We start from the raw sequence: 17,771 nt of genomic DNA, 5'->3' as shown, positions 1-17,771 counted from the left end.
GAGCCGATCGGAGGAGCGGAATCCCTTTCGGAAATGACCTGCGATCCCCATATCAGGCTCATGGATTCGAACGCTTTTTTCCAGATCTTGAAGGATGCGGCGACGCTCGCAGAGCCCTCGTCCGCGGCCTTGCCCGCCTTCGTCGAGAGGCAGGAGGGGGCCTGGCGCGTGCTTCCCCTCGAGGGCGTTTTCGAGATCGTCTACGAGGATTCCCGTGGCCTCTGGAGCACTCGGCGCCTCGATGCGCGCGAACTCAAGCTCGGACCCGGGCGGACCCTGCTCGGCGGGATCGACCGCGAGCGCGGCGGCTATCGCGGATTTCGCGCCGACCGGGTCCGGCGCCTCACCGACCCGGCCAACGGACAGCGGATCGAGACCGGCATCCTCGACTGGCTCCTGGCGCGGGCCGAGGCGCAACGGCGCGAGCGGGCGGCCCTCGTGCGCAGGCTCTCGCGCGAGCAGCGCCGCGTCAGGCCCCGAGCAGCCGCGGCGGCCTGATCCACACCGGCCAAGCGGAAGCTGACCTGCGAGCCTCGCGCGCAGGGCCTCGAGGCTGAGAGTGTGGACGAGGCGCGGGAGGGGTTTCCAAGTCGTCTTCGCTCGCGGGCATTGTTGCTGGCCTCGGTTGTCAGAGCCGCGGCCCCGTTCGGCCTCGCCTGGCGCAAGAACCTTCGATATAGCCGATCCTCATGGAACTCATCGCCACCACGCCGGCCCTCGCGGAGGCTTGCGCCCGCTTCGCGACCCACTCCTTCGTCACCGTCGACACGGAGTTCATGCGCGAGACGACCTATTACCCGAAGCTCTGCCTCATCCAGATGGCTGGTCCGGATGGGGGAGGGGTGCTGGTCGATCCGCTCTCATCCGAGATCGACCTCGCGCCGTTCTTCGCCCTGATGGCCGACGAGGGCGTCGTCAAGGTGTTCCACTCGGCCCGGCAGGATCTCGAGATCATCTGGATGCTCGGCGGGCTGCTGCCGCAGCCGTTCTTCGATACCCAGGTCGCCGCCATGGTCTGCGGTTACGGCGACTCGGTCTCCTACGAGCAACTCGTCAACGATGTCGCCAAGGCGAAGATCGACAAGTCCTCCCGCTTCACCGACTGGTCTCGCCGGCCGCTCTCCGAGGCGCAGCTCACCTACGCGCTGTCCGACGTCACCCATCTCGTCACGATCTACGAGGTGCTGGCGGGCCAGCTCCTCTCCACCGATCGCGGCGAATGGCTCGACGAGGAGATGAGCGTCCTCACCTCGCCGGAGACCTATCAGGCCGACCCGGCCCTCGCCTGGCGCCGCCTCGCCGGGCGGATGCGCAAGCCGCGGGAAATCGCGGTGCTCATGGAGGTGGCGGCCTGGCGCGAGCGCGAGGCGCAGAGCCGCAACGTGCCGCGCGGACGCATCCTCAAGGACGAGGCGGTGATCGACGTGGCGACCTCGGCCCCGCGCAGCGTCGAGGCACTGGGGCGCCTGCGCTCGATTCCGGCCGGCTTCGAGCGTTCGCGCACCGGCACCGAGATCCTCGCGGCGGTGGAGCGAGGCTTTGCCCGCGACCCTTCCGATATTCAGATTCCGGCCGAGCGCGCCCGCGGCCGCGGCGGCAACGGCGCCCTGGTGGAACTGCTCAAGGTGCTGCTCAAGGCGGTCTGCGAGGCAGAGCGGGTGGCGCCCAAGATCGTCGCCACCGTCGACGACCTCGAAGCCCTGGCCGAGGACGACGAGGCCGACGTGCCCGTCCTCGCCGGCTGGCGCCGGACGCTGTTCGGCGAGAAGGCCCTGGCGCTGAAAGCCGGACGGATGGCGCTCTCGGCCGAGCGCGGGCGGGTCGTGGTGCGGGAGCTGCCGTAGGCAGTCCTCATACCAAATCCGGTCGATCCCTTCGGGATGGCGGATTTGGGCTTCGCTCAAGCGGCGCGCGGCCTTGCCTGATACGGTCCCCGCTTTGATTCGAGCGGGGACCGTATCAGTTCGCCTTGGCGGTGACGTCGAGCCGATCGAGCACCGCGCCAGGGCTCGGGGCGGCGCTGAAATCGATGACGCCGAGGCCCGTGCCGCCATTCTTCGGGCGGGCGCTGAGGAACAGGCGGCCGGGCTTGGCCACGAACTGGGCCATGGCCGCGCCGATCGCCTTGGCGGCCGCCGAGTTGCCGAGGATCGCCGGGACGCCGTACGCGCTCGCCGTGGCGTATTCCTGGGTGAGTTCCTCGGGCTTGAGGCTCAGCACCTTCGCCTGTGCCGTGATGAAGCGCTCGAACAGCCCCGTGTTTTCAATGGTGAGGTCGAGGGCCTTGGCGGTGGCCGAGAGCATGGCGTAGGCGGAGACCGCCGAGTTCGGATCGAACACCTCCGGGCCGATGCCGCCGATGGTGCCGTTGAGGCGCAGGCTCCCCATGTCCTTGCCGGCGATGGAGACCTCGCGGAACGTCAATTCCCGCGCGGTCTCGTCCCAGGAGGTCTCGGCCACGGCGCTCAGGTCGAGGTCGCCGTAGCCGTAGAGGCCGAGGGAGCCGAGGCCGGGTACGCCCGCCACGGTCGCGGCCGGCAGCGTGAGGCCGGAAACGCTGAGTCGGCCGGCGGTGGGAACGCCGTCGCGGGGCGGCCCGAAGCTCATGCTCGCGTCGCGCAGGCCGACATGGGTCAGGGTCTCCGCGGTCTTCGACGGATCCCTGGTGAGCGGGTCCTTTGTGAGCGGGTCCCTGGTTTTGTCCGCCGCCAGGTCGACGTCGACGTTCTGGAACGCCACCGTGCCGATGAGCGGCGTGAGCCGGCGCATGTCCTCGTCGGTGGGCGGCGTCGTCAGGGCCGAGAGCTTGCGCAGGGCCGCGATGGTCGGGGCCAGCGAGAAGCCGGACAGCGAGACCCGGCCGATGCGCGTCCGCGCGCCGCCTCCCTTGAAGGCGATCTCCTCGAGTGTCGCTCCGGTGCCGCCGAAGGCGAGGCGCGCCACTGTGAGGTCGACCGGGTGGTCCTTCGTCTCCTGCAGGCTGAGACCGGTCGCTTCCATCGCGCCGACCGAGACGGCATCCGCGAGGTCGGCGGCGATGCCGCTGAGCCGTGCGCGCTCGGTGAGCGGAGTCTTGTCGAAGTCGATCCCGATAAAGGCGTCGGTCGCACCCGCCCAGGTCGAGGGGATCTGGCGGCCGGAGAAGTCGCGGCCTTCCACCTTGGCGATCTTCAGGGCCGTGCCGCGATCGTCGACATAGGCGATGTCGGCGAGGCTCACCGCGCCGTAGATCCGCTGCATCGCGCCCTTGCCGTCGCCGGGCTCGCCGTAGAGGCGAGCCAGGGCAACGAGGTCGACATCGCTTGCCTGGATGCGGCCGTAGGTGCCGGTGCCCGTCCTCGGCCCGCCGGTGACGCTGACGCTGGCGCCGGAGGCGGTGAGCTCTGCGATACGCCCTGCCCTCACGTCCTTGGCGACGACGTCGCGGTACACCACGCCCTGGCGGCCGGGCCCGGCCTCGGCATAGGCAACCCGCAATTCCGGGATCGTCAGGCTCGCGGCGTCGAGGCGGGCGAGCCGCGCCGGCCAGGGCGCGCCCGGGCCGGGCTTCAGCAGGGTGACGAGATCGTCCTTGGACAGGCGCGTGCCGCTCACCGTGAGGCGCGGGGCGGTCAGGACGGTGCCGCCCAGCGGCAGCATCACGTCCTGCAGGGTCACGTCCTGAACCGCCGAGGCCGCCTCCTGGGCGTGCAGGCCCGGCACCACGACGCCCCTGCCCGGATCGGCTCCGCCGAGGGCGATCAGGCAGACCGAGAGGCCCGCGGCTCGCAGCAGGAGAGGGCGGTCCTTCGAACGGGTCATGGTCGGTTCCGGATCGCTGGCGGGGGCGGTGAAGCGGGCAGGCGCGAGGGCCGAATGGCGAGGCATACCTGCCGCGTTTCAGGTCCTGAGGCAATCATGCGGCGTGCCGCCGCGCGGGGAGGGGACTGCTCAGAGCGAGAACGAGGTGCCGCAGCCGCAGGAGGCCGTCGCCTGAGGATTCTCGATCTTGAAGGATTGGCCGATCAAATCGTTGACGAAGTCGATGGTCGCCCCGCTCATGTATTCGAGCGAGACCGGGTCAACGAGGACTGTGGCGCCGTCGCGCTCGATCGCGACGTCGTCGCCGGCACGGTTGCGCTCGACGTCGAAGGCGTAGGAAAAGCCCGAGCAGCCGCCGCCATTGACGCTGATGCGCAGGGAGGCGCCGGGCGGTTCGGCGCCCATGATCTCGTTGATGCGCTTGGCCGCGCGAGGAGTGAGGGTGATCTCAGGGCTCGTCATGCTCGGGTTCCGGTCCGTCGCTTCGGGCGCAGCGCCATCGGCGATTGCCGTGGAATGCGCCGCACACAAGATATGAGGCGCGGGCAGCCGCCGCAACGCGGTGGATGCACGGAACCGACAGGATGAGGAACGCGACGTGCGGCAGAACGGCGAACGCTGGCGGGCGCCCTACGCGACCGACCCGGCCGCGACGCGGGGCCGGCTGATCCGCGAGCCGTCTTCGCCGACGCGCAGTGACTTCCAGCGCGACCGCGACCGCATCATCCATTCGAGCGCGTTCCGGCGCCTCAAGCACAAGACCCAGGTCTTCGTGCATCACGAGGGCGACCATTACCGCACCCGGCTCACCCATACCCTGGAGGTGAGCCAGATCGGCCGGGCGCTCGCCCGGGCGCTCGGACTCGACGAGGACCTCGCCGAGGCGCTCGCACTCAGCCACGACCTCGGCCACACCTGCTTCGGACACACCGGCGAGGATGCGCTCGATGCCTTGATGGCCGATCATGGCGGCTTCGACCACAACGCCCAGGCCCTTCGCATCGTGACGCGGCTGGAGCGGCGCTATGCCGGCTTCGACGGTCTCAACCTCGCCTGGGAGACGCTCGAAGGCCTCGTCAAGCACAACGGCCCCCTCCTCGACCCCGAAGGGCGGCCGACGGCGCGCTGGACCGCGCGCGGCATCCCGGCCGCGATCCTCGACTACAATGCGGTGAACGATCTCGACCTGTCGCGCTTCGCCGGGCCCGAGGCGCAGGCCGCCGCCATCGCCGACGACATCGCCTACGATTCTCACGACCTCGACGACGGCCTGCGGGCAGGCCTGTTCGACCTGGACGATCTCACTGCCGTGCCGTTCCTGGCCGGCCTCCTCGGCGAGATCGACACGCTCTATCCGAACCTCGAGCCATCGCGAAAAATCCACGAGCTCGCCCGGCGCGTCATCACCCGCTTCGTCGAGGACGTGATTGCCGAGAGCCGCCGCCGGATCGAGGCCCTGGCGCCCCGCTCGGTGGAGGATATTCGCCGGGCGGGCGAGCCGATGGTGGCGTTCTCCCCGGCGATCGTGGAGGCGGATGCCGAGATCAAGACCTTCCTGTTCGCCAGAATGTACCGCCATCCCGGCGTGCTGAGCGTACGCGCCAAGGCCGACATCATCGTCGCCGACCTGTTCCGCACCTTCACGGCCGACCCCGCCGCGATGCCTGAGGAATGGCGAACCGGTCTCGACGACTCCCCGAGCCGCCTCGCGAGGCGCGTCGCCGACTACATTGCCGGCATGACCGACACCTATGCGGTGCTGGCCCACCGGCAGTTGTTCGCGACGACGCCCGACTTGCACTGGACCGGGCCGGTGCGGGGATTGCCGCTGGCCGAGGGGTAACTTGCGGAGCTATCGGCGCTCGAACGCTCAGGGTACGGCTCGATCCGCCCGATCGGGTCAAGGGCGACCGAGCGTGGGAGCCGCGCCCCCCATGGCACGCATCCTCAGTCGTATGATCTCGGGCGACGATGGTGGATGGAGCGACACTGTGCGAAGCTCATCGAGGCGCCATCCCGTCGAGATACCGTATCGGAGCCTGAATGGCCCACATCGCCTGGAACTGCGGTGGATCGGGCCAAGGCTTTGCAAGCCCTTTGCAAGCCGATCGTCGCGGCCAGATGTCTCCCGCGACGTCGCGAAACGAAGAGAAATCCGAAATGATTTATGCTCTAGCGTCGGCGGGTCGCCGGAGGTGGGATTGCGAGCACGCCAGTGCTGCACAAGCGGCAGTGCGGCGCGCTAACGACGGATAGACCGGGCGGTCGCATCCCAAGTCGAGGCTGTTTTGCTTCTATCCCGTACGCTCCGCTACCTGCCTGCACAGCTGATCGGACCCCTGTCCCAGTTCGTCGCGGTGGTCGTCTGGACGCATTTCCTCCCTCCGGCTGCCTACGGGACCGTCGCGCTGATCATGGCGCTTCAGGAGCTGATATCGCGCCTCTGCTTGGGGTGGTGGTCGAGCTACATACTCCGCTACGCCGCGACCTTCACGCCGGATATGCAGGAGCGCCAGGGCGCGCACGAGAACGCCGTCCTCCTGGCAAGCTCGATCCTACAGGTGGTCGTGACATGGATCGTGCTGGCGGCGAGCAGTCTCCCGCTGACCCCCGATCTCGTCGCCGCAGCCGTGGCCTTCACGATCAGCCGTAGCCTCACGACGCACATGGCCGAGCGCGCGCGGTCGATCCAGGCGATCGCGATCTACACCGTCGCTCAGACGGTGGGCCCGGTGATCGGCCTAGGCTTGGGGACCGCCGTCGTCTGGACCTATCCCAGTGCGGCCGCGGCGTTGGCAGGTCTGGCTCTCGCTCAGATCGTCGTGCTCCCGTTCCTCTGGCGCGCCCTCATCCCATCGCATCGCCTTCTTCTCGACCGTTCGAACCTGAAACAGGCCCTGATCTTCAGCCTGCCCCTGATCGCCAGCAGTGCGGTCGGCTGGGCGGTCGTGAATGGGATCCGGCTCATCGTCGAGGAGGTCGAGGGGGCCGAGGCGGTCGGTCTCATCTCCGTCGGCTGGAGCCTCGGACACCGGCTGATGTCGGTCGTGGCGATGCTCGTCACCGCGGCTGCTTTCCCGATCGCGGTCGATCAGATGGTACGGTCGGGGAAAGAAGCCGCCTACGCGCAAGTCGCGCGCAACAGCGTCCTCCTGCTGGCCATCGTGGTGCCCGGAGCGGCTGGCATTCTTTGCCTGACACCGGCCATCGTCGAGATGTTGATCGGTGCCCAATTCCATACGGCGACGCTGATCGTCCTGCCGGTGGCGACCCTTGCCGCAGCGATACACAATGTCCGCCTCCATACGATCGATCAGGTCTTCCTGCTCTGCGAGCGGCCGCGGGTCATTCTGTACGTCGACCTCGTGGAGCTGACGCTGACCGTGGCGGGCTGCTGGTTCGGCCTGGTCCATGGCGGCTTCCTCGGCGCATGCCTCGGGTGCCTCGCCGCCAACGTCGTCGCCCTCGCGCTCTGCGGGTGGTGCGCTTACCGGGAGGGGCTGCGGTTACCGCTTTTGCCGATCGGCAAGATCATGTTGGCCACGTGTCTGATGGCGGCGGTCGTCACGCTCGCGCCAAGCTTTCCGGGCCGCCTCGGCCTCGCCGTCGACGTCGCTGCGGGGGGCGGTCTCTACATCCTCGCCATGGCTCTGCTGTTCAGGCAGCATTGGCCGCAGATCCGCCAGGCTGCTTAGGTCTGACTTCCGTCGTAGGCGCCGTCGGCGAAGCGTGGCCTAGCTCAAGGCCGGAGCGGCCTCGTTGCGCTGCGTGAGGACGCGCAGAGTTTGCCGAAGGCGCCGCGCGGACGAATTGTTCCGGAGGCGGTAGCGTGCCGATTGCGTCGCTGCGTAACCCAGACCGCCGATCGAGCGAGCGCGGACGACGCTGCAAAGCGCGACCGGAGGCCCGTCACAGAAGCGCAGCTTGTAGCTCTCGTCTCCGAGGCCGAAATCGAAAGCCCTCAGACCCTTGGCGAAGCAGTCTTCGAAGAGGTGACGGAACATGAGGAGGCCGGGCGAGAAGCGCGTCCACTCGCCTGACTTGTAACTCGTCAGCAGGTTCGTGAAGCGGCCGCCCGCGACGATACCCCACTGAAGGGCGACCGGAGACCCGTCGACGGTGAGAGCATACACCTTCACATGGGCCGACTGAGAATCATGGCGCGTCATGACCCTGTAGAAGTCGGCCATCTGCGGAGCGGCAAGTCCGTTATCGGATTGGCGCCCTTCCATCTGCGCAGCCTTGTCGGCGATGAGAGCCTCCAGCCAACCCAGCGCCTCGCCGTTGTCCCGGGCATAACGGGTCTCGACAGGTCCGAGCTCTTCGAGCTTGCGCCGCTTGCGTGCGAGGGTTTTCTGGGTCTCGCGACCGAAGCGGCGATCGAACCAATCGGCCCAGCCCCCGTCCAGCCGGGCGACATGACCGGACATCGGGTACGGGCGAGCGTTCCTCGTCAGCAGGGGATTGGGCCCGTCTGCCAGGCTGGTCGCGAGCTTGGCGAGATGGACGACGTCGGGGCTCTCGGCTATGCCGGCCAGGGCAGCCCAGAGCTCTTTGACCTCCGCCGGACCGAATGCAGTGCCACGCGCCACCAGCGGTGCGTGGTAATCGACCGTGCCATCGCCCAGGCCCTCGAGCACACGGAGCCCCAGCCATCGCCTCACGGCGAACGGCATGAAGATCCGTTCCCCGCCTTCATCGCCGAGGGTGACGAAAACCGGCTTCCTGCGGCTGTCCTGCCCGAGCGTCGACGACCACGCATCGATCCATTCCCGCGTCTGGAATGCGTATCCGTCGACGCTTTGCCCGAGATCGGCGAGACATGGCCAATCCGACCGGATGTCCGCCCAGTCGAACCGGACCCGCGCTCGCAGGCGCCGTTGCGTCGTCTGGGTAAACGAATTCAACAACTTCGCTCCGGCATGACGGTCTGGCGCGAGAGTGTTCTCTCTTGTCGTCTCAATCACGTCCGGCGCCCCAAAACGCAGAAGTTGTTATTCAATACGAGATTCACATCGTACGTATCTTCATCTATGAAGTGGCCTCACGACCGACACAAGAACGTAAAATTGCTTAGCGCTCGCTACGGAAGCGAGATCTGTTGAGAATTCGCGGATTCAGGGTGCGGGAGCCGTTAAGGCTGGGTCCCCCTTGTTCCTCTCAAATTCTCGCGCGCCTCGGAGAAGCCGTCCCTGGCGACGAGGTCCGCACCGCGCCTGCGCCGGCCTGACGCCGCCCCTAATGTGGCAGTTCCGGCCTCCCAGCCTGAAGCTGGCGGGCGAGCTCGAAGCCGATCTCCATCATCACATCCTCGATCGCGGCGGAAAGGCCTGGCTGGCGCAGATCGCCGCAGAGGTCGCGCAGGGCGATGGCGTGCTCGGCCATGCGGTTGAGGATGGCTTGGTCATGCCCTTTCTCGCCCGCCCAGAAGGCGGGCGCCAGGGCGATGCCGCAGCCCTGGTGCGGCCTGCCCCGGCTGTCGCAGGCGATCTGACCGCGCAGGCTCACCCGGGCCGCTCCGTCCTGGTTCCGCACCGTTAGATCGAGGGGGCCGCCGCGTTCGGCCGCCGCCTCGAAGGCCGCCGTGAACCGGCTCCGGTCGGCGCGATGCAGGGCGTCGGCGAAAGCGGTAAGATGAAGCCCGCTCTCGGCCAGTTCCGGCCGGAGACCAAGACGGCGGCCTACCTGGGCCGAAACAGCGATCCGGTGGCTCCGCACGTCATAGAGCCAGGTACCGACGACGCCGGACGCCTTCAGGGCGGCCTTGAGGTCCGGGAGGTCCTGTGATGATCGCCGAAGGGAAGCCGCCATGATCGATCCGGAATGCGCGCCGACCCCAGCCTCGTGGCTCGAATTCGTGCCACCTTAGGTTGGCGATCCGGAGCGCCCGACGACCGGACCATGCATCATAGCTAGCGAAACCAGTGTGGCAAGGAAAGAGGATGACGGCCATCGCCTCGAAGAAACCAACTTCAAATTGATTTCGATTGGATCCGTTGCGGCCTGCGCCTCGCCGCTCCGTTAACCATCGCTTAACCATGATCGCCGACACCCGGATCAGGTCATCCCTGCATCACAGGATCAGGGCCACGCCCGCCGGGAGAAGCGCCACATGAAGGCCATCACGTTCGTCACGCAGAAGGGCGGCAGCGGCAAGTCGACCTTGTGCATCTCGCTGGCCGTCGCCGCACAGGAGCGCGGGCTCTCGGTCTGCATCCTCGAGATGGACCGGCAGGCGACCATCAGCGACTGGCTCGACCATCGGACCGCCGACGGCCCCGAGGTCGCGCAGATCGACGCCACTCAGATCGACGCGGTGATGACGCAGCTGCGCAGCACCGCCTACGATTACGTCTTCATCGATACGCCCGGCGTCGATTCCTCGGGCACGCTCTCGGCGATCCGTGCGGCGGATCTGTGCATCATCCCGTGCCGGCCGACCCCGGCGGACCTTCGCGCTTTCAAGCCGACCCTGGCGGCGATCTACCGTCTCGAGAAGAAGTTCGCCTTCGTCCTCAACCAGACGCCGCCGCGCTCCTACCGCATCCGGGACGCCGCCGACGGTCTGTCGGTGCTGGGCATCCTGCCGGATGTGAACATCGTCGCCCGCACCGACCACCAGGATGCCATCGGGGTCGGGCAGGGCGTGACCGAGTTCAATCCCAAGGGCCAGGCGGCGCAGGAAGTGCGTAAGCTCTGGACCTGGATCGAGAAGCGGATGCAGGTGAGCAAGTATGTCAAAGCCGCCTAAGCCGAGCCTCGCCTCCATCGTCGCCGCCTCCGCCAAGATTGCCTCGGCCAGGAGCGCCGCCCCGAAGGCTAGCCAGAGCGCTGAGATCGTCCAGCTCGATACCGGCACCGCACCGGTTCGCCGCCCGACGACCCTGAAGACCCGGGCCAAGCAGATGTCGGTCTATCTGGAGCCGCCGGTCTACGACCAACTTCGCGACCTCGCCCATGCGGAGCGGGCGAAGATGCACGGACTCATCCTGGAGGCGCTCGATCTGCTCTTCAGGCAGCGCGGAAGCCGTTCCATCGACGAGCTGTTGGCGGAGAACGATCGGTGAGAGCTGCCGGCGCGGCTTTTTCCCTCGTCGCCTCAGTGACTTGCCTGATCCTCCTCATGACCTGAGCGAGGCAATGGCGCACTCAGGATCCATGCGTCGAGCGGCGCGAAACCCGAATCTGCTGCCCGGAGTAAATTTCCCTTACCATGACGATGACTTGCGCCTCTGCGTTGATGCGTTGCGCCGGGGATAACCCTGTGCACGACACCCACTCGCCGAGCGGGCGGCCCTCCGTTCAGGCTTCGTTTACGCAGTCCCGACAATTCTCGTGACAAGGCCGGCGCGACGATGCGCGGTTTTGAAGACCACCACGACGAGCTTGAAGGGTCAGCCGGTCCTCGCCCCCGCGTCGGCCGACCCGTGTTGCGTTCAAGGCGGGAGGCATCGGGCGGTCGTCACGATGGTGCGTGTCTCGAAGGCCGGGCGGCTGCTGCCGCGGACGGCGCCGGTCTGGCAGGTGCTGGCGGTGACCGCCCTGGCGCTGACCACGGCCAATTGCGCCGGCAAGCCGCCGCAGATGGCGGCCTCGGGCGGCGGCTCCGGCATCGATCCGAAATACGGCGTCAAGGCGAGCCCCCGCATCTACAACGAGGGCGACGTGATTCCGAAGGGCGGCGGCCGCCGCTTCTCGGGCAAGCCCTACGTGGTGGCCGGGCGCACCTACGTGCCGCGCGAGGAGGCCAAGGGCTATGTCCGCGAGGGCCTGGCCTCCTGGTACGGCAGCGCCTTCCACGGCCGCCTGACCGCCAATGGCGAGGTGTTCGACCGCATGTCGATCGCGGCGGCGCACCCGACCCTGCCGCTGCCGAGCTATGCCCGCGTCACCAACCTCGCCAACGGCCATTCCATGGTGGTGCGGGTGAACGATCGCGGCCCCTACCATGCCGACCGCCTGATGGACGTCTCGGAGGAGGTGGCCCAGGCCCTCGATTTCCGCCGCCGCGGCACCGCCAAGGTGCGGGTCGAGTATGTCGGCAAGGCCTCCACCGCCGGCAGCGACGATGCCAAGCTGATGGCGACCCTGCGGACCGACGGCCAGCCGGCCACGATCCGCGGCCGCTCGCCGGTCATGCTGGCCGATCTCGGGCCGGAGCCGCCCCCATCCGCGGCCAAGCCGCCGCGCACCGCCCTGGCCTTCCGCGCTGCGGCCGAGGAGGGCGAGCCCGCGCCGCGCGTCGAGCGCCAAGCCGAGACTCGTCCGGCCCCGATCCTGGCCGCGGCCCCGGCCAGCGTCGCCGTCCCGGCGGCGGTCCAGCCGACCCGGACCCGCAACGCCGCCTTCGAGCCGGTCCGGCCCGATCCGCGCAGCCGCGCCGAGGAGGCGAGCCGCCAGCCGATGAGCCTCGCCCCGCCGCCGATCCGCCTCGCTGGCGCCCGTCATGACGGCGCTTCCGAGACTCGCGCCCCGGCGCCTCTCGCCGCCCGTGCCGCGCCCGCCCCGGCCAGGTTCGCGGCCGGGCCCGATCAGCGCCCGGCGCAGTTCCGCGCCGCCGCCCTCCCACACTCGAACACCGCGCTGCCGAAGACCGCCCTCGCGAAGACCGCTTTCGCCACGACGACTCTCACCAAGACGCCGCCCGCCACGAGTGTGCTGATCAAGACCGCCGCGGGCCATCCCGTGCCGGGCCGGATGGCCGCGGCGCCGGTGAAGCCGGCCTTCGCACCCGCCGGCCTGCCCTCCGGCGCCGGGAACCGCGCCATGACCGCGGCAAAGCCCGCTCCCCTCGGCGTGAAGGCACCGGCCACGAAGACGGCCGCAGCCCCGACGGCGATGCCGCCGCGCCGGGCGCGGTTGGCTGGGGTGGAGTGAGGGCCGCTCCGGCTTGGGATGTCGGTTAGCTGTGGATCAGCTTCGAAGCATGACCCCTGCCACGACTCCACTCAAGTCGTTGCGAGATCGACCGAAACGCCTTGAGAAGTGTGGTCACGGTCGGCGCCGATCGTGACCCCACCACAGACTCGGATCTGCTCGTCCTATCAGAGAGCGAGAGACGTCTCTCATCAGGGGCCTGCTCCAACGCGGATCCACACCCTGGCCCTTGGCGCCATTCGCGAAGATGGCGACGCCGCGCGCGGCTCCGCTCGGCGCAGGGCTCGGGAGTTCACCCACCCCGCCCCAACCACCACCCCAGTGAACAACAGCACAGCTTGGTTCGTTTTCACCCCAGGAATCCTGTACCATGAGGCGACCGGGGCGGCCCGGCGCCGTGGCGCCGGTCGGGTGAGGCGATGATGCGTGTGAGAATGAGCGTGCCGGGCTTGAGGGGCCTGCGTTGGGCCGTGGCCGTCGGCGTGGTCCTGGCGTTGGTTGCCGGGGGAGGCGGCCGAGCGCAGGCGCAGGGGTTTCAGACGGCGGCGCCGCACGCGATCCTGATCGATGCGGATTCGGGCTCGGTCCTGTTCGAGAAGGCGGCGGACGAGCTGTTCTCCCCGGCCAGCATGGCCAAGCTGATGACCGCCGAGATCGTGTTCCACGAGATCCGGCAGGGCCGGCTCAGCATGGACAGCGAATTCCAGATCTCCGAGGACGCCTGGCGCCGCGGCGGGGCGGGGGGCGGCGGCTCCTCGATGTTCGCGCAGCTCAACAGCCGCATCAAGCTCTCGGACCTCCTGCGCGGCCTCATCGTCCAGTCGGGCAACGACGCGGCGATCGCGATGGCGGAGGGCATCGCCGGCTCGGAGGAGAATTTCGGAAAGATGATGACGGCGCGGGCCAAGGAGATCGGCCTGACGCGCTCGACCTTCCGCAACGCCACCGGCTATTCGGCGCCCGACCAGAAGGTAACCGCCCGCGACCTCGCCAGGCTCTCGGTCCACATCATCGAGACCTATCCGGACTTCTACAAGATCTACTCCGAGCGCGAGTTCACCTGGAACAAGATCAAGCAGCAGAACCGCAACCCGCTCCTCACCCTCGATATCGGCGCCGACGGGCTCAAGACCGGCTATCTCGAGGAATCCGGCTACGCTCTCGCCGGCTCGGCGGTGCAGAACGGGCAGCGCCTCGTGATGGTGATCTCCGGCCTCAAGACCGCCCGCGACCGAGCCGCCGAATCGCGAAAACTCGTCGAATGGGGCTTTCGCGCCTTCGAGCCGCGCCAGATCTTCGCCGCCGGCGAGACCGTGAGCGAGGCCTCGGTCTATGGCGGCGCCAAGGGCGGCGTGCCGCTGGTGGCCAAGAAGGCGATCCGCCTCCTCGTGCCGCGCGGTTCGGGGGACAAGGTCACGGCGCGGGTGGTCTATCGCGGCCCCCTGTTGGCGCCGGTGGAGGAGGGCGCCCAGGTCGCGCGGCTGCGCATCACCCGCGGCGAGACCCAGGCCCTCGACCTGCCGCTCTACGCCGCCGAGACCGTGGCGGCCGGCACCATCCCGCAGCGCGCCCTCGACGCCGCTCTCGAATTCGGGACCGGACTCTTCCGCAAGGCGATCGGCCAGGGCGAGGCGGCCGGCGAGAAGGCCAGCACCGGCTCGTGAGCGGGGAGGATCCAGGGGGGCGTCGCGGCCATGGCCGGCCGGGCATCTTCGTCACCGTGGAAGGCGGGGAGGGGGCGGGCAAGTCGACCCAGATCGGCCTCCTTGCAGACCATCTGCGCCTGCGCACGCAGCGGGCCGTGATCACCACGCGCGAGCCCGGCGGCTCGCCCAAGGCCGAGGCGATTCGCGAGGCCCTGCTCGCCGGCATCGCCAAGCCCTACGGGCCCTTCGCCGAAGCGCTGCTGTTCTCCGCCGCCCGGATCGACCATCTCGACACCCTGATCGGGCCGGCTTTGGAGCGCGGCGACATCGTGCTGTGCGACCGCTTCACGGACTCGACGCGGGCCTACCAGGGCGCGGCCGGGGGGCTAGACCCGGGGCTCCTGCACAGCCTGGAGCGCGTCGTGGTCGGGAGCCTGGCGCCCGACCTCACGCTGATCCTCGACCTCGACCCCGAGCTCGGCCTCAAGCGCGCCGCCGAGCGGGCCGGGGAGGGCGCTGTGCCCGACCGGTTCGAGGCGGAGGCCCTGGGGTTCCACCGCCGCCTGCGGCAGGCCTTCGCCGAGATCGCCGCAGCGGAGCCCGGGCGCTGCGCCCTCATCGATGCGAGCCGGGATGCGGACGAGGTGGAAGCCGTGATCTGGGAGACGGTTTCCGAGCGGCTGCCGCAGCTGTTCTCGGGCGACCGGACGGGGCGGCGCGACGATGCCGCCTGAGCCCCGCGACGCCGATGCCTTCGAGCCGGGCGACCTTCCCGACATCGCCCGCCCGCGCGAGCAGACGAGCCTCGTCGGCCATGACGCAGCCGAGGCGGCCTTCGCCGAGGCGATCGGGTCCGGCCGGCTGCACCACGCCTGGCTCGTCGGCGGCCCGCGCGGGATCGGCAAGGCGACCCTGGCCTACCGGGTGGCGCGCTACCTCCTCGCCCATCCCGAGCCCGGCTACGTGAACCAGGGCCTCGCGGTGCCGCCGAACCATCCCGCCGCCCGGCAAGTGGCGGCCCTGTCGCACCCGAACCTCGTGGCGCTCCGGCGCACCAAGCCGCCGGGCGCCAAGACGCTGCCGACCAAGATCTCGGTGGATGCGGCCCGCAAAGCCCTCGCCCTGTTCGGCTCGACCGCGGGAGGCGCCGGATACCGCATCTGCATCGTCGACAGCGCCGAGGACCTCAACGCCAACTCGGCCAACGCCCTCCTCAAGATGGTGGAGGAGCCGCCGCCGCGCTCGCTCTTCCTCATCGTCAGCCACGCGCCGGGGCGGCTGCTGCCGACCATCCGCTCCCGCTGCCGGGCGCTGACGCTCAGGCCCCTCGGGGAAGGGGAGGTGGCCGAGATCATCTCTGGCTTCGGGCCGCCCTTCGTCCGGCCGGAGTCGGAAGCGCTTGCGCGGGCCGCGTCCCTCTCCGAGGGCTCGGTGGCGCAGGCGGTGGCGATGCTCGACCCCTCCGCCGCCGGCGTGGTCGCCGAGATCGAGACGCTGCTCTCGCGCCTCGACCATCCCGACTGGCGCCGCATCCTGGCGCTCTCGGAAAAGCTCGCGGGCCGGGATTCCGACGCCCTGTTCGAGACCGCCCTCGACACGCTGTTCCGCTTCGTCTCGGACGAGCTTCACCGTCGCCGGGATGAGTCCCCGGCTCGCCTTGCGGCCCTGGTGGAGGTGTGTGACAAGATCGCCCGCGCCGCCCGGGAGGCAGCCGCCTACAACCTCGACCGCAGGCCGCTGATCCTCTCAGCCTTCGGCGACCTCGCCGGGGCCCTGCGCGCCGCCGCCTGACCGGACGCCCGTCCTGTGATCCGATGAACCACCTATACGGGGATCCTCCGCCGTGACCGACCTCGCTTCCCCCAAGACCTTCGGCATCACTACCGCGATCTCCTACCCCAACGGCGCGCCGCATATCGGCCACGCCTACGAGGTGATCGCCACCGATGCCATCGCGCGCTTCAAGCGTCTCGACGGCTACGACGTGCTGTTCTCCACCGGCACCGACGAGCACGGCCTCAAGATCCAGCAGACCGCAACCAGAGCCGGCATCGGCCCGCGCGAGCTCGTCGACGACATGGCCGCCCGCTTCCGGGCGATGGCAGAGGCGCTGGATTGCAGCCATGACCGCTTCATCCGCACGACGGAGCCGGACCATTACGCCGCCGCGCAGGCCCTGTGGCGGCGCATGGAGGCGAACGGCGACATCTATCTGTCGAAATACGCCGGCTGGTACTCGGTGCGCGACGAGGCCTATTACAACGAGGACGAGACCGAGATCGCCCGGGACGGGGAGCGCCGCGCCAAGGCCACCGGCACGCCCGTGGCCTGGATGGAGGAGGAGAACTTCCTCTTTCGGCTCTCGGCCTATGGCGACAAGCTGCTCGCGCTCTACGAGGCGCAGCCCGACTTCATCGGCCCCGAGACGCGGCGCAACGAGGTCGCGAGCTTCGTGCGCTCGGGGCTCAAGGATCTCTCGGTCAGCCGCACCAATTTCGACTGGGGCGTGCCGGTGCCGGGCCACCCGGACCACGTCATGTATGTCTGGGTCGACGCCCTGACGAACTACCTCACGGTGACGGGTTTTCCGGATCTCGACGACGCGCGGAAAAAGTTCTGGCCGATGGACCTGCACGTGATCGGCAAGGACATCGTGCGCTTCCACGCGGTGTACTGGCCAGCCTTCCTGATGTCGGCGGGACTGCCGCTCCCCAAGCGCGTCTTCGGCCACGGCTTCCTGCTGACGCGCGGGGAGAAGATGTCGAAGTCCCTCGGCAACGTCGTCGACCCGTTCGATTTGATCGCCACCTACGGCGTCGATGCCTTGCGCCACTTCGTGCTGCGCGAGGTGCCGTTCGGCGGCGACGGCAATTACAGCCACGAGGCGATCATCGCCCGCTACACCGCCGACCTCTCGAACGGGCTCGGCAACCTCGCTCAGCGCTCGCTCTCGATGATCGCCAAGAACTGCGAGGGGAGGGTGCCCGAGCATGGCGCGTTCACCGAGGATGACCGCGCGCTCCTCGCTCTCGCCGACGCCCTGCCCGGCATCGTACGGACGGCATTGGACAAGCTCGCGCTCCACACCGCGCTCGCCGAGATCTGGGCGGTGGTGACGGCGTCCGACCGCTACTTCGACGGTGAGAAGCCGTGGGTCCTGCGCAAGACCGATCCGGCACGGATGGGCGCCTCGCTCTACGTCGTCGCCGAAACCCTGCGGGCCATCGGCATCCTGGTCCAGCCCTTCATGCCGGGCTCGGCGGGCAAGCTCCTCGACCTCCTCGCCGTACCAGCCGAGCGCCGCCAGTTCGCAGACGTAGGGGAGGGCGGGCGCCTCGTCCCCGGAACCGCCCTGCCCCCGCCGAGCGGGCTGTTCCCGCGGTTCGTGGAGCCGGAGGCCTAGAACGAGCCGCTGGCTCCGCCGACAGCGTTCGCAAGATGGACCGG

At 69.0% G+C, this 17,771-nt stretch carries 15 protein-coding genes; 11 read left to right on the top strand and 4 right to left on the bottom strand.

The features are described 5' to 3' along the window. The first annotated feature begins 60 nt into the window (after positions 1–60). Together K2Y56_RS06205 and rnd are read left to right on the top strand one after the other, a co-directional pair. Entirely contained in the window at positions 61–498 is a 438-nt protein-coding gene (locus K2Y56_RS06205; protein ID WP_292506159.1) for a hypothetical protein, read from the top strand. 191 nt (positions 499–689) lie between these two features. After that, complete coding sequence (gene rnd, locus K2Y56_RS06200; RefSeq protein WP_292506157.1) at positions 690–1,844, top strand: ribonuclease D; 1,155 nt, start codon at positions 690–692, stop codon at positions 1,842–1,844. Between the two features lie 115 nt (positions 1,845–1,959). Here the strand turns inward: rnd and K2Y56_RS06195 are convergent, their stop codons facing one another. Together K2Y56_RS06195 and K2Y56_RS06190 are read right to left on the bottom strand one after the other, a co-directional pair. Beyond that, positions 1,960–3,801: a hypothetical protein gene (locus tag K2Y56_RS06195; protein ID WP_292506156.1), complete on the bottom strand. Its 1,842-nt coding sequence runs from the start codon at positions 3,799–3,801 to the stop codon at positions 1,960–1,962. A gap of 129 nt (positions 3,802–3,930) precedes the next feature. Beyond that, positions 3,931–4,263 carry an iron-sulfur cluster assembly accessory protein gene (locus K2Y56_RS06190; protein WP_292506154.1) on the bottom strand — a complete coding sequence of 111 codons (333 nt, stop codon included), beginning with the start codon at positions 4,261–4,263 and terminating at the stop codon, positions 3,931–3,933. Positions 4,264–4,399: 136 nt separating this feature from the next. Here K2Y56_RS06190 and K2Y56_RS06185 point away from each other — a divergent pair, with 136 nt between their 5' ends. Further along, positions 4,400–5,644 (top strand): deoxyguanosinetriphosphate triphosphohydrolase, encoded by a 1,245-nt coding sequence (locus tag K2Y56_RS06185; protein ID WP_292506152.1) that lies wholly within the window; start codon positions 4,400–4,402, stop codon positions 5,642–5,644. 445 nt (positions 5,645–6,089) lie between these two features. After that, positions 6,090–7,496: an oligosaccharide flippase family protein gene (locus K2Y56_RS06180; protein WP_292506150.1), complete on the top strand. Its 1,407-nt coding sequence runs from the start codon at positions 6,090–6,092 to the stop codon at positions 7,494–7,496. Between the two features lie 39 nt (positions 7,497–7,535). On the opposite strand, the gene K2Y56_RS06175 is transcribed toward K2Y56_RS06180, so the two are convergent. Continuing rightward, entirely contained in the window at positions 7,536–8,708 is a 1,173-nt protein-coding gene (locus K2Y56_RS06175; RefSeq protein WP_292506149.1) for a GNAT family N-acetyltransferase, read from the bottom strand. A 331-nt stretch (positions 8,709–9,039) separates the two neighbouring features. Further along, entirely contained in the window at positions 9,040–9,612 is a 573-nt protein-coding gene (locus tag K2Y56_RS06170; protein ID WP_292506147.1) for a diguanylate cyclase, read from the bottom strand. Between the two features lie 301 nt (positions 9,613–9,913). Here K2Y56_RS06170 and K2Y56_RS06165 point away from each other — a divergent pair, with 301 nt between their 5' ends. The 7 genes from K2Y56_RS06165 (at position 9,914) to metG (ending at position 17,727) form a co-directional block, all read left to right on the top strand. Further along, a complete protein-coding gene (locus K2Y56_RS06165) occupies positions 9,914–10,552 on the top strand; it encodes a ParA family protein (RefSeq protein ID WP_292506145.1) in 639 nt (212 codons plus the stop codon). Next, positions 10,536–10,868: a ribbon-helix-helix domain-containing protein gene (locus K2Y56_RS06160; RefSeq protein WP_292506143.1), complete on the top strand. Its 333-nt coding sequence runs from the start codon at positions 10,536–10,538 to the stop codon at positions 10,866–10,868. The genes K2Y56_RS06165 and K2Y56_RS06160 overlap by 17 nt, the downstream gene beginning before the upstream one ends. A 400-nt stretch (positions 10,869–11,268) precedes the next feature. Continuing rightward, the gene (locus K2Y56_RS06155; protein ID WP_292506141.1) at positions 11,269–12,678 is read left to right on the top strand and encodes a septal ring lytic transglycosylase RlpA family protein; all 1,410 of its coding nucleotides are present in this window, start codon (positions 11,269–11,271) and stop codon (positions 12,676–12,678) included. 419 nt (positions 12,679–13,097) lie between these two features. After that, positions 13,098–14,342: a D-alanyl-D-alanine carboxypeptidase family protein gene (locus K2Y56_RS06150; RefSeq protein ID WP_292506139.1), complete on the top strand. Its 1,245-nt coding sequence runs from the start codon at positions 13,098–13,100 to the stop codon at positions 14,340–14,342. Further along, complete coding sequence (tmk, locus tag K2Y56_RS06145) at positions 14,339–15,058, top strand: dTMP kinase (protein WP_292506137.1); 720 nt, start codon at positions 14,339–14,341, stop codon at positions 15,056–15,058. The genes K2Y56_RS06150 and tmk overlap by 4 nt, the downstream gene beginning before the upstream one ends. Continuing rightward, a complete protein-coding gene (locus K2Y56_RS06140; RefSeq protein ID WP_292506135.1) occupies positions 15,048–16,115 on the top strand; it encodes a DNA polymerase III subunit delta' in 1,068 nt (355 codons plus the stop codon). The genes tmk and K2Y56_RS06140 overlap by 11 nt, the downstream gene beginning before the upstream one ends. A gap of 52 nt (positions 16,116–16,167) precedes the next feature. Next, entirely contained in the window at positions 16,168–17,727 is a 1,560-nt protein-coding gene (gene metG / locus K2Y56_RS06135; RefSeq protein WP_292506133.1) for a methionine--tRNA ligase, read from the top strand. Positions 17,728–17,771 lie beyond the last annotated feature (44 nt).

This window comes from Methylobacterium sp. (assembly GCF_019745455.1).
Taxonomy (GTDB): domain Bacteria; phylum Pseudomonadota; class Alphaproteobacteria; order Rhizobiales; family Beijerinckiaceae; genus Methylobacterium.
This window is presented reverse-complemented; position numbering and strand designations above follow the sequence as displayed.

Bases quoted from the DNA above. Each gene is read 5' to 3' on its own strand.
- K2Y56_RS06205 (WP_292506159.1), top strand. From the start codon at position 61: ATGGATTCGAACGCTTTTTTCCAGATCTTGAAGGATGCGGCGACGCTC.
- rnd (WP_292506157.1), top strand. From the start codon at position 690: ATGGAACTCATCGCCACCACGCCGGCCCTCGCGGAGGCTTGCGCCCGC.
- K2Y56_RS06195 (WP_292506156.1), bottom strand. From the start codon at position 3,801: ATGACCCGTTCGAAGGACCGCCCTCTCCTGCTGCGAGCCGCGGGCCTC.
- K2Y56_RS06190 (WP_292506154.1), bottom strand. From the start codon at position 4,263: ATGACGAGCCCTGAGATCACCCTCACTCCTCGCGCGGCCAAGCGCATC.
- K2Y56_RS06170 (WP_292506147.1), bottom strand. From the start codon at position 9,612: ATGGCGGCTTCCCTTCGGCGATCATCACAGGACCTCCCGGACCTCAAG.
- K2Y56_RS06165 (WP_292506145.1), top strand. From the start codon at position 9,914: ATGAAGGCCATCACGTTCGTCACGCAGAAGGGCGGCAGCGGCAAGTCG.
- K2Y56_RS06160 (WP_292506143.1), top strand. From the start codon at position 10,536: ATGTCAAAGCCGCCTAAGCCGAGCCTCGCCTCCATCGTCGCCGCCTCC.
- K2Y56_RS06155 (WP_292506141.1), top strand. From the start codon at position 11,269: ATGGTGCGTGTCTCGAAGGCCGGGCGGCTGCTGCCGCGGACGGCGCCG.
- K2Y56_RS06150 (WP_292506139.1), top strand. From the start codon at position 13,098: ATGATGCGTGTGAGAATGAGCGTGCCGGGCTTGAGGGGCCTGCGTTGG.
- K2Y56_RS06140 (WP_292506135.1), top strand. From the start codon at position 15,048: ATGCCGCCTGAGCCCCGCGACGCCGATGCCTTCGAGCCGGGCGACCTT.